The organism is Streptomyces sp. NPDC005492 (assembly GCF_040605995.1).
GTDB lineage: Bacteria > Actinomycetota > Actinomycetes > Streptomycetales > Streptomycetaceae > Streptomyces.
Genome location: NZ_JBEXDX010000028.1, coordinates 98209 through 112956, shown reverse-complemented (window position 1 = coordinate 112956; position 14748 = coordinate 98209). Strand labels below are relative to the sequence as shown.

13 protein-coding genes are annotated in these 14748 nt (G+C 70.5%); 6 read left to right on the top strand and 7 right to left on the bottom strand.

Going from position 1 to position 14748, the window contains the following annotated elements; translation table 11 throughout:
• Positions 1-238 precede the first annotated feature (238 nt).
• On the bottom strand, positions 239-2206 hold the full coding sequence (locus ABZT04_RS30850; RefSeq protein ID WP_356060265.1) for a translation factor GTPase family protein: 1968 nt from the start codon (positions 2204-2206) through the stop codon (positions 239-241).
• Positions 2207-2384: 178 nt separating this feature from the next.
• Between ABZT04_RS30850 and ABZT04_RS30845 the strand changes: the two genes are divergently transcribed.
• On the top strand, positions 2385-3485 hold the full coding sequence (locus ABZT04_RS30845; protein WP_356060264.1) for an XdhC family protein: 1101 nt from the start codon (positions 2385-2387) through the stop codon (positions 3483-3485).
• Positions 3486-3700: 215 nt separating this feature from the next.
• On the opposite strand, the gene ABZT04_RS30840 is transcribed toward ABZT04_RS30845, so the two are convergent.
• Positions 3701-5113, bottom strand: a complete 1413-nt coding sequence (locus ABZT04_RS30840) for an MFS transporter (RefSeq protein ID WP_356060263.1) — start codon at positions 5111-5113, stop codon at positions 3701-3703.
• 38 nt (positions 5114-5151) lie between these two features.
• The gene (locus ABZT04_RS30835; protein WP_356060262.1) at positions 5152-5655 is read right to left on the bottom strand and encodes a metallophosphoesterase; all 504 of its coding nucleotides are present in this window, start codon (positions 5653-5655) and stop codon (positions 5152-5154) included.
• 86 nt (positions 5656-5741) lie between these two features.
• Here ABZT04_RS30835 and ABZT04_RS30830 point away from each other — a divergent pair, with 86 nt between their 5' ends.
• The 5 genes from ABZT04_RS30830 to rfbC all read left to right on the top strand — a co-directional run bounded on the left by ABZT04_RS30830 (position 5742) and on the right by rfbC (position 10998).
• Complete coding sequence (locus tag ABZT04_RS30830) at positions 5742-6203, top strand: MarR family transcriptional regulator (protein ID WP_356060261.1); 462 nt, start codon at positions 5742-5744, stop codon at positions 6201-6203.
• Entirely contained in the window at positions 6200-7597 is a 1398-nt protein-coding gene (locus ABZT04_RS30825; protein WP_356060260.1) for an MFS transporter, read from the top strand. The genes ABZT04_RS30830 and ABZT04_RS30825 overlap by 4 nt, the downstream gene beginning before the upstream one ends.
• Before the next feature lie 30 nt (positions 7598-7627).
• On the top strand, positions 7628-8221 hold the full coding sequence (locus ABZT04_RS30820; protein ID WP_356060259.1) for a hydrolase: 594 nt from the start codon (positions 7628-7630) through the stop codon (positions 8219-8221).
• 147 nt (positions 8222-8368) lie between these two features.
• Positions 8369-10336: a glycosyltransferase family A protein gene (locus ABZT04_RS30815; protein ID WP_356060258.1), complete on the top strand. Its 1968-nt coding sequence runs from the start codon at positions 8369-8371 to the stop codon at positions 10334-10336.
• Between the two features lie 53 nt (positions 10337-10389).
• The gene (gene rfbC, locus ABZT04_RS30810; protein ID WP_355911290.1) at positions 10390-10998 is read left to right on the top strand and encodes a dTDP-4-dehydrorhamnose 3,5-epimerase; all 609 of its coding nucleotides are present in this window, start codon (positions 10390-10392) and stop codon (positions 10996-10998) included.
• Here the strand turns inward: rfbC and ABZT04_RS30805 are convergent.
• The 4 genes from ABZT04_RS30805 to ABZT04_RS30790 are packed head-to-tail and all read right to left on the bottom strand — an operon-like array spanning position 10988 to position 14704.
• Complete coding sequence (locus ABZT04_RS30805) at positions 10988-11791, bottom strand: class I SAM-dependent methyltransferase (protein WP_356060257.1); 804 nt, start codon at positions 11789-11791, stop codon at positions 10988-10990. The genes rfbC and ABZT04_RS30805 overlap by 11 nt on opposite strands.
• Positions 11788-12669: a dTDP-4-dehydrorhamnose reductase gene (gene rfbD, locus ABZT04_RS30800; RefSeq protein ID WP_356060256.1), complete on the bottom strand. Its 882-nt coding sequence runs from the start codon at positions 12667-12669 to the stop codon at positions 11788-11790. Before rfbD ends, ABZT04_RS30805 begins: the two co-directional genes overlap by 4 nt.
• Complete coding sequence (gene rfbB / locus ABZT04_RS30795; RefSeq protein WP_356060255.1) at positions 12669-13640, bottom strand: dTDP-glucose 4,6-dehydratase; 972 nt, start codon at positions 13638-13640, stop codon at positions 12669-12671. Before rfbB ends, rfbD begins: the two co-directional genes overlap by 1 nt.
• Complete coding sequence (locus ABZT04_RS30790; protein ID WP_356060254.1) at positions 13637-14704, bottom strand: glucose-1-phosphate thymidylyltransferase; 1068 nt, start codon at positions 14702-14704, stop codon at positions 13637-13639. Before ABZT04_RS30790 ends, rfbB begins: the two co-directional genes overlap by 4 nt.
• Between the last annotated feature and the right edge of the window lie 44 nt (positions 14705-14748).

Sequence of the window (14748 nt, the reverse complement as noted above, 5' to 3'; positions counted from 1 at the left end):
AGCAGGACGCCGTAGACGTATCCGATGACGACGGCCGCGTACGCGAAGACGGCTGTGAACGGCGTCAGCAGCGCGCAGCCGACCGCCCGCCACCGACAGGAATCCGCAGAGGACAACCAGGACAACGATCAAACGCGCCCGGATATTCGTCATGTCCACTACAGTCCGGTGATTTCCTGACACTGTCAACACTGCTGACTCATGAGTAAGTTTGCCCTCTACCTGCCCTGTTGACACATCAGGCGACCCGGCGCGTGACGTTCAGCAGGTACTCCTTCCGGTTCAGCGGGTTGTGGTCGGTGCGCGCCCGCTCCGGAACGGCGCCGTGCGCGACGGGCGCGTAGTGGTCGAAGACGCATCCCCACTCACCCTCCCCGCGTGTCAGCCCCGGCAACTGCCGCTCCAGCCCGTGCACTTGAGCCGCGGGCACCGTCCCCTCCAGCACACAGCGCGACCCGTGCGTCTCGGTGGTCTGCGGTACGGCGCGCAGCGCGGCGAACACCGGCAGCAGGCCCCCGAGGGTGTCGGCCGGGACCTCGACGCGGAACCGGTGCATCGGTTCGTACACCTGACTCCCCGCCCGCCGCAGCGCCTCGACCAGGACCAGCGGGGTCAGCCCCCGGAAGTCGGCCCCCGTGCTCGACATGCTCTTGTCGAAGCCCTGGTGGGCGTGGCTCTGCCGGGGCGAGTAGCCGGAGTGCGTCATGGTGACCACGCAGTCGGTGACCCGCCAGCCGCGCAGACCCTGGCCGAGCGTCTCGCGCACGGTGTCCTCGACGGCCTTGAAGAAGGCGTACGGCATCGCGCCCAGCTCGACGTCGAGAGCGAACCGCACACCCGAGCCGACCGGGGCCGGGTCGACGCGCAGGCCGACCGTGGCGAGGAACGGGTTCGATCCCTTCTTGTTGAACTCGACCGCCGCGCCCGTGCCGACCGGCCGCTCGACGCACAGCGGTGTCGTCTCGCGGAAGGTGACGTGCACCCCGAACTCCTCGGCGAGCGTGGCCTGGATGACCTCCTTCTGGACCTCGCCGTAGAGGGAGACCGCGGTCTCCTGGCGTACCTCGTCGTGGCGCAGGCCGATCAGCGGGTCCTGCTCGGCGAGCTGGGTGAGCGCGAGGTGCAGGGCGCGCCGGTCGGTGCCGAGGCCCGGGACGACGACGGTTTCGAGGGTCGGCGGCGCGAAGACATGGTCGTACGCCTTCCTCGGTACGCCGATCGCGTCGCCGATCCTGATCTCGCCGAGGCCCCACAGCCTGGCGATCCGGCCCGCCGGGACGGAGTCGGAGCCGATGTCCGTGCCGCGGTCGAAGACGCTGACCGCGGTGACCTTGCCCTCCGCGCCCGCGTCACCGAAGGCGATCCGGTCGCGGGTGCGGAGGGTGCCGGAGAAGATCCGCGCGTAGGCGACCTTCTCCCCCGCCTGGCCGCGCTCGACCTTGAACACCGTGCCGGAGAGCGGGCCTTGGGGGTCGCCGTCGGCGGCGGGGAGCAGCTCCCTGATGCCGGTGATCAGCGCGTCCACGCCGGCGCCGGTGATGGCGGAGCCGAAGTAGACCGGGTGCACGAGGGCCTGGCAGGTCTGGGCGGCGAGGGCCGCGCGCAGGCGGTCGCGGGACACGGTGTTCTCGACGTACGCGGTGAGCAGTTCGTCGTCGTGGTCGGCGAGGACGGCCGCCGCGTCCGGGCCCAGGCCCGGCAGGAAGGCGGCTTCCGGAGTGCCGAGGTCCTCGACCGAGCCCATCGGTACGACCGCTGCCCTGAGCCGCTCGGAGATCGACGACAGGAGATCCCCGTATCGCGCCCCGCGGCGGTCGATCTTGTTGACGAAGAGGAGCGTCGGGATGCGCAACCGCTGGAGCGTGCGCATCAGTACGCGGGTCTGCGGCTGGACGCCCTCGACGGCCGAGACGACCAGGACGGCGCCGTCGAGCACGCCGAGCACGCGCTCCACTTCGGCGATGAAGTCCGGGTGGCCGGGGGTGTCGATGAGGTTGACGGTCACGTCGTCGACCGGGAACGAGACGACGGCCGACTTGATGGTGATGCCCCGCTGCCGCTCCAGAGCGAGGGTGTCGGTGCGGGTGTTCCCGTCGTCGACGCTGCCGATCTCGTCGATCACACCGGCCGAGTGGAGCAGCCGCTCGGTCAGGCTGGTCTTACCCGCGTCTACGTGCGCGAGGATTCCGAGGTTGAGCAAGTGCACCTGGTGTCATGTCCTTCGATGAGGGGGGCCTTCCTTCCTGGGCGGACATGAACGGTGCGCGCATCTCAGGGCTCCTCGGTCGTCGGTGACTGACGCCCCTCAGTGCAGCAGAGCGGCGGGAGCGCTGCCAACGGATTAACGTCCGTACAGGGAACTACGGCGATGAGAGGAGCGCATCGTGCGGGAGATCCTCCCGGAGCTCGGCCGCTGGTACGCGGCGCGGGATCCGTTCGGTCTGGCCACCGTCGTCGCGGTCAGCCGCAGCGCGCCGCGCGATCCCGGTGCGGCGATGGCCGTGGGCCCGGACGACGAGGTCGTGGGCAGTGTGTCCGGGGGCTGTGTGGAGGGCGCCGTCTTCGAGCTGGCGCGGGAGGTCGTGGCGAGCGGCGAGGCCCGGCTGGAGACCTTCGGGTACAGCGACGAGGACGCCTTCGCGGTCGGGCTCACCTGCGGCGGAGAGATCACCGTGCTGGTACGGCCCGTCACGCCCGAGGCCGATCCCTCCTTCGGGGCGGTCGCGCGGTCGGTGGCCGCCCGTGAACCGGTGACCGTGGCGACCGTGATCGACGGTCCGGCCGCGCGCGGTGCCACCCTCGCCGTCTGGCCGGACCGGGTCGGCGGCACCCTCGGCACGACCGGCCTCGACGTGGCGGTCACGGCCGACGCCCGTGGTGAACTCGCCCTCGGGGCAACGGGGTTGCGGCACTTCGGCCCGCGCGGCGAGCGACGCGAGGACTCCGTCACCGTGTTCCTGCACTCCTTCGCGCCACCGCCCCGGATGCTGGTCTTCGGCGCAATCGACTACGCGGCGGCTGTGGCCCGGATCGGCGACTTCCTCGGATACCGGGTCACGGTGTGCGACGCCCGCCCGGTGTTCGCCACGCCGAAGCGGTTCCCGCCGGGCGTGGAGGTGGTCGTGGACTGGCCCCACCGCTATCTGCGCGGCACGGACACCGACGAGCGGACGGTGATCTGCGTCCTGACCCACGACCCGAAGTTCGACGTACCACTGCTGGAGGAGGCCCTGCGCCGACCGGCCGCGTACATCGGGGCGATGGGCAGCCGCCGCACGCACGAGGACCGGATGCGGCGCCTTCTCCAATCCGACCTGAGCGAGGCCGAGTTGGCGCGCCTCCGCTCACCGGTGGGCCTCGACCTCGGCGCCCGCACTCCCGAGGAGGTGGCCGTGTCCGTGGCGGCTGAGATCGTCGCGCTGCGGTGGGGCGGGACGGGGGTCGCGCTGACGGAGGGGGCGGGGGCGATCCATCGGGGGCGGTGAGGTGGCCCGCGGCCAGAGCCTGCATGCGGCCGGAGCACCCATGAACGAGCGCGCAGTCCGCCTGGCGCAGGTGCTCAACTCCCTGACGACTCCCCGGAGTTCTCAGCGCGACCACATGAACCCCGCGCAGGAAACCAGCCGCATCCTCCGTGGGCCCGGGAACCGTTCCCGCCACCACGACACCGGCTCAACTCCCCTACACTCCCCCGGAGTTCTCACCCCCTGAACAACCGCAACCTCCCCGGCAACAACGTCACCGCCATCGCCGCCGCCCCGCCGTACAGCCCCGCCGAACCCAACGCGACCGCATGAAACCCCCGCAAGAAGCGACCCGCGTCCTCCGGTGCCCCCGCGACCGCACCCGCCACCGCGATGCCGATCGCGCCGCCCGTTTGGCGTGCGGTGTTGTTGACGGCGGATGCCAGGCCGGCGCGGTCGGCGGGGACCGTGGCGATGGCCGCGGCGACGACCGCCGGGGTGAGGAGGCCGCAGCCGATGCCCCACAGGAGGAGGGCGGGGAGGAGGGCCGGGAGGCCGGAGTGCGGCTGTGTGCGGGTCAGCAGGGCGAGGCCGGTCGCGGCGATCAGCAGGCCCGTCGTGGCCGGCAGCCGGGATCCGATGCGGCTGGTGATCCGGCCGCCGAAGGGGGCGATCACCGCGAGCGGCGCGAACAGCGGGAGGACGGCCAGTCCCGCGACCAGTGCCGAGCGGTGCTGCACTGACTGCAGGTACAGCATCAGGACGAACAAGGTGCCCAGGGTGCCCAGGTTCATGATCCCGGCGGTGGCGTTCGCCGCGTCGAACGCGGGCCTGCGCAGCAGCGCGGGCGGCAGCATCGCCTCGTCGCCGCGCCGGAGTTCGGCCGCCGTGAGCGCCACGAGGGCCAGGACGGCGACGGATGCGGCGACCAGGACGTTCGGGGAACCGGCTCCCCTGCGTCCGCCCTCGATGAAGGCGTACGTCGTCGCGAGCAGGAGCAGACCGCCCAGCAGCAGTCCGGGCGGATCCAGCCGCCGGGCTCGTGCCTCCCGGCTCTCCTGGACTACGGCCGCCGAGCGAACCAGTGCGAACAGGACGACGGGCACGTTGATGAGGAAGATCGCCCGCCAGCCGAGCCAGTCGGTGAGTGCCCCGCCGAGCAGGGGTCCCGCGGGCAGGGCCAGGCTGCCGACGCCCGCCCAGACGCCGATGGCACGCGCGCGTGCCGCGTCCTCGGGGAACGCGCGGCTGATGATGGCCAGCGTCCCCGGCAGCAGCAGCGCGGCACCGATGCCCTGCACCACCCGGGCGGCGACCAGAACGGCCACGTCCGGAGCCAGCCCGCAGGCGAGGGAGCCCGCGCCGAAGACGGCGAGCCCGGCGAGCACGACGCGCTTGTGGCCGTAACGGTCGCCCGTCGTGCCGCTGGTGAGCATGAGTGCGGCGAGTGCCAGGGCGTAGCCGTCGACCACCCACTGGAGGCCGCCGATGTCGGTGTGCAGGCCGGAGCCGATGCGGGGCAGGGCGACGTTGACGACGGTGACGTCAAGCAGGACCAGGAAGTAGCCGGCGCACATGACGAGCAGGACGGTCCGGGGCGCGGCGTCCCGGCGGGCGGCGAGCGGCCGGGCCTCTCGTGTATCGGCCATGCTGTCTCGCGTACCCCACTGGGCGCCGGCGATCCCGGTCAGCTTCTGGGCGGCAGCCGGTGCAGCACGAGGTCCGTCAAGGTGCCCTTGGTGACGGTCGCCGTGAGGTAGGTGCAGTGCGGCTGGCGTCGGCGGTCGGTCGGGGAACCTGGGTTGAGCAGGCGCAGGCCGGTGGGGGCCGTGGTGTCCCAGGGGATGTGGCTGTGCCCGAAGACCAGTACGTCCAGGTCGGGGAAGCGGTCGGCGCAGCGCGCCTCGCGGCCCTGGGCGGGGCCCGTCTCGTGGACGGCGCCGAAACGCAGGCCGCCCAGTTCGGCGTACGCCACCTCGGGGAGCCGGGCGCGCAGCTCGGGGCCGTCGTTGTTGCCGTAGACACCGACGAGTCGGCGGCTGCGGCTCTCCAGCAGGTCGAGGGTCGCGGTGTCGACCCAGTCGCCGGCGTGGAACACGACGTCGGCGCGCGGGAGTTCGGCGAGGAGCTGCGCGGGCAGTTCCCTGGCGCGCTTGGGGAGATGGGTGTCGGACATCAGCAGCAGTCGCACGCCACCAGCCTAGGCGGGCCAGATCTTCAGGTCAGGCTGTTCAGTTCCGACTGGACAGTTTCCACTGACGGATTTACGGTGGGGCCATGGATCAGCACCGCACCGGCACACCCGCGGGCATCTCGGACTCCGCCGCCCGCTCCGCGCGCGATCTGCGCGTGGTGCTCAGCCGGCTGCGGCGCAGGATCCGTGAGGTCGCGACGGACGAGGACCTCACGCCCTCGCAGGAGTCGGCGCTCACCCTGGTCGGCAAGCACGGCGCGGCCACCGCCAGCGCCCTCGCGTCCGCCGAGGGGGTCAGGCCGCAGTCGATGGCCGCCACTCTCGCCGCCCTCGACCAGCACGGGCTGATCCGCCGCAACCCCGACCCCGAGGACGGCCGTAGACAGCTCGTGACCCTCACCGAGGCCGGACGCGAGCGCATCGAGGACAACCGGCAGGTCCGCGAGGAGTGGCTGGCCCGCGCCTTCGAGGACCGCTACACCGAGCGGGAGCGGCGGACCATCCTCGACGCGCTGACGTTGATGGAACGGCTGTCGGAGCAGTGATACCGAAGCTCACCCAGGCACCACGGACCGCCCGCCCCGCACCGACCGGCTTCGACCGGCGCCTGATCGCGCCGATGGTCCTCGGCTCCGTACTGAACCCGATCAACTCCTCGATGATCGCCGTGGCCCTCGTGCCCATCGGCATCGCCTTCGGCGCCCCGCCCTCGCAGACGGTGTGGCTGGTCTCGGCGCTCTATCTCGCCACCGCCGTGGGCCAGCCGGTCATCGGGCGGCTCGTCGACACGTACGGTCCGCGCCGGCTCTATCTCATCGGTACGGCCCTGGTCGGCATCGCCGGACTCATGGGCGCCCTCGCGCCGTCACTGGGGGTGCTGATCGCCGCCCGGGTGCTGCTCGGCTTCGGCACCTCGGCCGCCTATCCGGCCGCGATGCAACTGACCCGGAGCGAGGCGGAGCGCACCGGGCAGGACAGTCCTGCGGGTGTCCTCACCGCGCTCGCCGTCTCCGCGCAGACGGTGTCGGTGATCGGGCCCACGCTCGGCGGCTTCCTGATCGGCGTCGGCGGCTGGCGCGCGATCTTCACCGTCAACGTGCCTCTGTCCGTGGCCTGTCTGGTGCTCGGTGCGTTGCGCCTGCCCATAACGAGTAAGGGCACGGCGAGTACCCGGCGCGATGTCGACCCGCCCGGCATGCTCCTGTTCGCCGTCATGCTGGTCTCACTGATGATCTTCCTGACCGCCCCGCGACTCGACCACTGGTATCTGCCGGTGCTCTCCCTCGCCGCGGCCGTCGGCTTCGGCATACGCGAACTGCGCGTCCCCGAGCCCTTCGTCGACCTGCGGGTGCTGGGCGGCAACCTCCCCCTGGTGACCACGTACCTGCGCCAGTTCCTCGGCTACACCACCTCGTACGCCTTCCTCTACGGCTACACGCAGTGGCTGGAGGAGGGACGCGGGCTGCACGCCGCCGGCGCCGGACTCGTCCTGCTCCCCTTGTCGGTCAGCGCGCTCGCCGTCTCCTCCCTCACCGGCCGCCGTGAGGCGATCCGCGCCAAGCTGCTCATCGGCAGCGCCGTCCAGGTCGTCGGCTGCGCCGGGCTGTTCCTGGTCGGCTCCCACAGCCCGGTCTGGCTGCTGCTCGCCGTCGGCGCGGTGCTGGGCGTACCGCAGGGCCTGCTCGGTCTGGCCGGGCAGAACGCCCTGTACCGGCAGGCCGAGCCCGCACGCATCGCGTCCGCCGCCGGACTGCTGCGCACCTTCATGTACCTCGGCGCGCTCGCCGCCTCGGCGGCCACCGCGGCCTTCTTCCCGCACCGCGCCGACACCCCGGGACTGCACGACCTGGCCCTGTTCATGGCCGCCGGGTCGGCGCTGCTCCTGGCGATCACCCTGCCCGACCGTTCCCTGCGCACTCTCACCCCGAAGACCATCTGAGCCCCCTTACCTCCTGAAAGGCCTCCCCTCATGGCACTCACCACCCTCGACCCGCGCACCGCCCTCGTCGTGATCGACCTCCAGGGCGGCATCGTCGGCGCCCCGACCCAGCCGTACAGCGGCCCCGAGGTCGTCTCCCGCAGTGTCGAACTCGCCGACGCCTTCCGCGCCGCCGGCCTTCCCGTGGTCCTGGTCCGCGTATCCTTCGCCGCCGACGGCGCGGACGCGGTCCCCGGCCGCACCGAGCAGCAGCGCGCCGGTGGCGGGGCCCGCCCCGAGGGCTGGGACGTCGTCGTCGACGAACTGGCCGGGCACCCCGGCGACATCCAGATCGTCAAGCGCAACTGGGGCGCCTTCCACGGCACCGACCTCGATGTCCAACTGCGCCGCCGCGGCATCACGCAGATCGTGCTGACCGGCATCGCCACCAGCATCGGGGTCGAGTCCACCGCCCGCGCGGCCCACGAGCACGGCTATCACGTGACCCTCGCCACGGACGCGATGAGCGACCTGGACCCCGTGTCGCACGCCCACAGCATCGAGCGGATCTTTCCCCGTCTGGGTGAAACGGGTACGTCCGCAGAAATCCTGGAACTTCTGGCCAAGACGCACGACGTGAGCTGACGTCGGTCCACGTCGGGTTAACCCCTGCCCAACACCAGCCCAATGGGCGGCATCGAGACGGACCGGGTTAGCATCACCCCACCGCGCCGTTCCACATCGGGAAACGGGCAGCGCAAACGCAGCGCAAACAAGGGGGCTAGAAGCCGGATGTCGGTCAAGGTCAGTGTCGTCGTCCCTGTGTACAACCCAGGGCCCTACATCGAGGATTGCATCTCCTCTCTCCTCAGGCAGTCCCTGCCTAACGACGAGTACGAGGCGATCTTCGTCAACGACGGCTCGACGGACGGCACACCCGCGCGGCTCGACGAGGTCGCCGCCGAGCACCCCCACATCCGGGTCATCCACCAGGAGGCCTCGGGCTGGTCGGGCAAGCCCCGGAACGTCGGCATCGCCGCGTCCCGGGGCGAGTTCGTCATGTTCGTCGACAACGACGACTACCTCGGCGACGAGGCCCTTGAGCGGATGTACGACTACGGCGTGGCCAACGGCGCCGATGTCATCGTGGGCAAGATGGCGGGCAAGGGCCGCGGCGTCCCCGTGGAGCTGTTCCGTCAGAACCACCCGCGCGCGTCGGTCGAGACCGTGCCGCTGATGGACAGCCTCACCCCGCACAAGATGCTCCGCCGTTCCTTCCTCGACCGCATCAACCTGCGGTTCCCCGAGGGGCGTCGCCGCCTGGAGGACCACGTCTTCGTGACGGAGGCCTACCTCGCCGCCGACAACGTCGCCGTGCTCAGCGATTACGTCTGCTACTACCACATCAAGCGCGACGACGCCTCGAACGCCGGCTTCCAGCGCTTCGACCCCGTCGGCTACTTCAAGAACCTGCGCGAGGCCCTCGACGTCGTCGAGAAGTACACCGAGCCGGGCCCGGCCCGCGACCGGATCTACCGCCGCTGGCTGCGCGTGGAGATGATGGAGCGCCTCGGCGGCGGCCGGCTCCTCAAGGCCCCCGACGACTACCGCCGCGAACTCCTCAAGGAGATCCGCGGGGTCATGACCGAGCGCTTCGGCCCCGGTGTCGCGGCCGGTCTCGCTCCGCGACTGCGGGTCGTCGCCGCTCTCGCCGCCGCCGACCGCTACGACGACCTCGTCGACCTCGCCAAGTGGGAGGCGTCGCTCAAGCCGCAGGCGATCCCGGGCGAGATCGAGTGGCGTGACGGCAAGCTGCTGGTCCACTACCAGGCCGAGTTCGTCATCGACGGCAAGCCGGCGTTCTTCCCCGCCAAGGGCGCCCCCTGCCCCAAGCACCCGGAGCCGAAGAACCTCGCCGAGGCGACGGCCATGCTCACGGCCGACGCCACTCACCTCTTCAAGAAGGCGACGGCCGACTTCGTCGTCCGTGAACGCGCCAGCGCCGCCTCGCACTTCCAGCCCGTCGAGATCACCCACGAGACAGTCGCCGACGGCGACGGCGTCCGCCTGGTGCTGCACGCCACGGCCACCGTCGACCCCGCCACCGCCGCTGGCGGCGTCCCGCTGAGCGACGGCCTCTGGGACACCTATGTCCGCGTCGTCATCGGCTCCTGGAACAAGGAGTGCCGCCTCGGCCCGGTCCCCCAGCACGGCGAGAACGCAGGCCACGCCGGTGTCGTCGTCGGCCAGGTGATGCTGCCGTACTACACCGAGCCGCACGGCAACTTCTCCCTGGACGTCGACCGCGCGAGCAAGCGCCTGGGCCTCGGCGATCTCAAGCCCGGGGACTTCACGGTCACCGGCTCCCGCGTCGGCGTGCTGCTCCCCTTCCATGTCGCCGCCGCCACCGACGTACTACTGCGCCTGACCCACAAGTCGTCCGGTACGACCCTGGACGTGCCCGGCACGGTCTCCCCCGAGTCCTCCGGCGCACGGCTGGCCGCCGAGGTGCCCGCCGCCGATCTGAAGGACCTGGCGTGGACCGCGTCGGTGTGCCTGACCCCGGCCGCCACGGGGAAGCGCTTCCTCGCGCTGCCGGTGCGGCTGAGCGGTGAGGCCGGTGGCATCCGGGTGTCGGCGGCGCCCAAGTCGGCCAAGCCCGCCGAGCCCAAGCCCGCTTCCAAGCCGGTGGCCGCCAAGCCCAAGCCCGGGCTGGCCCGCCGGGTGGCGCGCAAGCTGAAGCGCGCCCTGAACAAGTAGCACCGCCACAGCGAAACAGCACTGCCCGAGCAAGTCATGGAGGACGGAAGAACGTGCGAGCACTGGGGATAGAAGGCGCCTGGGTCCTGGAGCCCAAGGTCTTCCCTGACGACCGGGGCAGTTTCCACGAATGGTTCCGGGGCGAGGAGTTCCGCGAGGCCACCGGCTACGACCTGGATCTGGCGCAGGCCAACTGCTCGGTGTCGCGGCGCGGTGTGCTGCGCGGAGTGCACTTCTCCGACGTGCCGCCGGGCCAGGCCAAGTACGTGAAGTGCGTGCGCGGCGCCGTCCTCGACGTGATCGTGGACATCCGCGTCGGCTCTCCCACGTTCGGTCAGTGGGAGGCCGTCCGGCTGGACGACGACACCAAGCACGCGGTGTTCCTCGCGGAGGGGCTGGGGCACGCGTTCATGGCCCTGACCGATGACGCGACGGTCGTGTATCTGTGTTCGACGGGCTACGCGCCCGGACGTGAGCACGGGATCAACCCGCTCGACCCGGCGCTGGGCATCGAGTGGCCCGAGGGCTTCGAGCCGGTGCTGTCCGAGAAGGACGCCGAGGCGCCCACATTGGCAGAGGCGGAGCAGTCAGGACTTCTTCCGTCCTACGCGGACTGCTCCGCCTACTACGAGCGACTGCGGGGTGGGCAGGTCAGCGGCTGACGCTGAGCTGTTCCACCGAGCGGCGCAGGGGCTCCCAGCCGCGGGACCGCTTGGTCCCGCGGTCACGGGCTTTGGCGAGAGGACCCCAGAAGCCGGCGCCGAGCAGCGCCTCGGGCTGCACCGCGGTGGTGCGCTCCAGGATCGCCTCGGGCACCTTCTGCGGGTCCGGGACCTCGAACTCGGCGACGATCTCGTCGTACTTGTCCTTGAGGACGGTGCTGCTCGGGTCCGCGCCGAAGACGACCAACTGCCCGGTGGGCTGGGTGTCGACCAGGACCGTCACCAGGTCGGGACGGTAGCGGGCGAGGATCTCGACGAGCTTGTAGACGTCGCCGGTCCAGGCGTCGGTGTGCCGGTCCCGGGCCGCCTCGTCGATGCTGCGCGGCAGCATGTCGTCGAAGACGATGACGCTGGCCCAGTCCGAGTGCTTCTCCACGTTGATGAAGTCGCGCAGCGCGTACTCGAAGAGGTGCATGCCGTCGATGAACGACAGGTCCAGCGTGGTGGTCCGCCACCAGCCCAACGGGCTGCGGTTGCGGGCCAGTTGACGCAGCGGGTGACGGCCGCCCCGCAGGTGCACCAGCGGGTTGTCCCGGGCGAAGAAGTCGTCACTGGTCGCCTTGGCCAGGTGGACGTCACAACGGATCTCCGTGACCACCTTGAACGCGGGATCGATCGCGACGCTGGGCACCCGGGAGAGCGTCAGGCTGCGGCCGTCGTTGACGCCGATCTCCAGGTAGTTGCGGTTCGCGGTTGACTTGTGGAGTCCCCGCAGGAACTCATGACGTTTCACGAAGAAATCTCCTTGCGGATATGCGGAAGTGCTTCGTGCAGGGCGGACCGCCAGTCCCTGGGCGGTTCCAGGCCGACCTCCCGCCACCGCTCGTGCCCGAGGGCGCTGTAGGCGGGGCGGGGAGCGGGACGGACGAAGGCCGCGCTCGTGGTGGGGCGGACGCGCTCCGGGTCGGCGTCGATGAGCCGGAACACCTCCTGGGCGAGACCGTGCCAACTGGTCTCACCGGAGCTGGTCGCGTGGAACACCCCGTGCGCGCCCTCGACTTGGCCGACACGGGCGCCGAGATCGGCGATCCGCACGGCGACGTCGGCGGTCCAGGTCGGCTGACCGCGCTGGTCGTCGACGACGTCGAGAGTGTCGCGACGTGCCTCCAGCTCGATCATCGTGCGGACGAAGTTACCCCCACAGGCGCCGTACAGCCAAGCCGTGCGCACAACCGCGCTGTTAACCGGGAGTTCCTCCAACACGGCTTGTTCGCCCGCCAGTTTGGTTCGGCCGTAGGCGGTACGCGGGGCGGTGGAGTGGTTCTCCGGGTACGGCGTGCTGCGGGCCTCGCCGTCGAAGACGTAGTCGGTGGAGACGTGGACCAGGCGGGCGCCGGAGGTGGCGCAGGCGCGGGCCAGGAGCCGGGGCCCCTCGCCGTTGATACGAAGGGCCCGCTCCTCGTCGGTCTCGGCGTCGTCGACGGCGGTGTACGCCGCGCAGTTCACCACCACGTCGGGGTGGTGCTCCGCGAACGCCCGGTCCACCGAATCGGGGTCGGTGATGTCCAGGTCGCCATGGCCGAGACCGACGAACTGCTCACCGCGCCGGGCGAGTTCCTCCAGCACATCGTGGCCGAGCATCCCGCCGGCACCGGTGACCAGCCACTTCATCAGGCGCGCTCCACCCTGGCCTTGAGGGGCTCCCACCAGGCCCGGTTGTCGCGGTACCAGGCGACGGTGTCGGCCAGGCCCGAGGCGAAGTCGCGCTTCGGGGAGTAGCCGAGCTCGTCGTGGATCTTGGACCAGTCCACGGAGTAGCGCAGGTCGTGACCCTTGCGGTCCTCGACGCGCTCGACCCGGTCCCAGTCCGCGCCGCAGGCCTCGAGGAGCAGACCGGTGAGTTCCTTGTTGCTCAACTCGGTGCCGCCGCCGATGTTGTAGACCTCGCCCGCGCGGCCCTTGGTGCGGACCAGCTCGATGCCGTCGCAGTGGTCCTCGACGTGCAGCCAGTCGCGGACGTTGAGGCCCTCGCCGTAGAGCGGGACCTTCTTGCCGTCGAGGAGGTTGCTGACGAACAGCGGGATGACCTTCTCGGGGAACTGGTGCGGCCCGTAGTTGTTGGAGCAGCGGGTGACGCGGACGTCCAGGCCGTGGGTGCGGTGGTAGGCCAGGGCGAGCAGGTCGGAGGAGGCCTTCGACGCGGAGTACGGCGAGTTGGGCGCCAGCGGGTGGGTCTCGGGCCAGGAGCCGGTCTCGATGGAGCCGTAGACCTCGTCGGTGGAGACGTGCACGAACGGCACGTCGTAGCGCAGGGCCGCGTCCAGCAGGACCTGGGTGCCCACCACGTTGGTGCGGACGAAGTCGGCGGCGCCGTTGATCGAGCGGTCCACGTGGGACTCGGCGGCGAAGTGGACCACCTGGTCCGCCTCGGCCATCAGCTTGTCGACCAGTTCGGCGTCGCAGATGTCGCCCTGGACGAACTCCAGGCGCGGATGGTCGAGTTCGAGGTTGTCGAGCGTGCCGGCGTACGTGAGCTTGTCCAGCACCGTGATGCGGGGCGCGTCAGAGGCGTCCGAGGCGAGGAGCGTACGGACGTACGTGGAACCGATGAAGCCGGCGGCGCCGGTGACGAGGAGATTCATGAACGGATCTGCACCTTGCTGTGGTCTCCGAGAACGAGGCGGTGGGCGCTGGGTACCCCCGGAGCGGGGGTCACTTCGACGTGCTTGCCGATCAGCGAGGACTCGATCCGGCCCACCCCTGCGATGGACGAGTCCTGCAGCACGATGGAGAACTCCAGCTCACTGTCGGTGATCCGGCAGTTCTCCGCGACCGAGGTGAACGGTCCGACGTAGGAGTTGCTCACCACGGTTCCGGACCCGATGACGACGGGTCCGACGATGCGCGACTTCTCGATGCGCGCGCCCTCTTCGATCACCACGCGCCCGATGGTCTCGGAGACGTCGTCGACCTCGCCGTCGATACGGCGGTCCATGCTCTCCAGGACGGTCCGGTTGACCTCGAGCATGTCGACGACGTTGCCCGTGTCCTTCCAGTAGCCGTGGATGACGGAGGAGCGCACGTCGGCGCCCTCGTCGATCAGGTGCTGGATGGCGTGGGTGATCTCCAACTCGCCGCGCCAGGACGGCTTGATGGCGCGTACCGCGTCATGGATGGCGGGCGTGAAGAGATAGACACCGACCAGGGCGAGGTCGCTCTTGGGGTGCTCGGGCTTCTCCTCCAGGCCGATGACCTGGCCGGAGTCACTGAGTTCGGCGACGCCGAAGGAGCGGGGGTCGGGCACGTGGGTGAGGAGGATCTGCGCGTCGGGCTTGTTGTCCTGGAAGCCCTCGACGAGTCCGGTGATGCCGCCGACGATGAAGTTGTCGCCGAGGTACATCACGAAATCCTCGTCACCGAGGTACTCGCGCGCGATGAGGACGGCGTGGGCCAGTCCGAGGGGACGGTCCTGCGGGATGTAGGTGATCTGCAGGCCGAACTTCGACCCGTCGCCCACCGCCTCCTCGATCTCCGCCGCGGTGTCGCCGACGATGATGCCGACCTCGGTGATGCCTGCGTCGGCGAGTGATTCGAGCCCGTAGAAAAGGACGGCCTTGTTGGCCACCGGGACGAGCTGTTTTGCCGATGTGTGTGTGATCGGCCTCAGGCGGGATCCAGTGCCGCCGGAGAGAACGAGAGCCTTCATCGCTTCACCTTAGCGCCACACCTGCACGTTCATCATTCCTCCCC

Excerpts from the sequence above, each read along its gene's own strand:
- ABZT04_RS30830 (WP_356060261.1), top strand. The coding sequence starts at position 5,742 with ATGGATCAGCACCGCACCGGCACACCCGCGGGCATCTCGGACTCCGCC.
- ABZT04_RS30820 (WP_356060259.1), top strand. The coding sequence starts at position 7,628 with ATGGCACTCACCACCCTCGACCCGCGCACCGCCCTCGTCGTGATCGAC.
- rfbB (WP_356060255.1), bottom strand. The coding sequence starts at position 13,640 with ATGAATCTCCTCGTCACCGGCGCCGCCGGCTTCATCGGTTCCACGTAC.
- ABZT04_RS30840 (WP_356060263.1), bottom strand. The coding sequence starts at position 5,113 with ATGGCCGATACACGAGAGGCCCGGCCGCTCGCCGCCCGCCGGGACGCC.
- ABZT04_RS30790 (WP_356060254.1), bottom strand. The coding sequence starts at position 14,704 with ATGAAGGCTCTCGTTCTCTCCGGCGGCACTGGATCCCGCCTGAGGCCG.
- ABZT04_RS30815 (WP_356060258.1), top strand. The coding sequence starts at position 8,369 with ATGTCGGTCAAGGTCAGTGTCGTCGTCCCTGTGTACAACCCAGGGCCC.
- rfbD (WP_356060256.1), bottom strand. The coding sequence starts at position 12,669 with ATGAAGTGGCTGGTCACCGGTGCCGGCGGGATGCTCGGCCACGATGTG.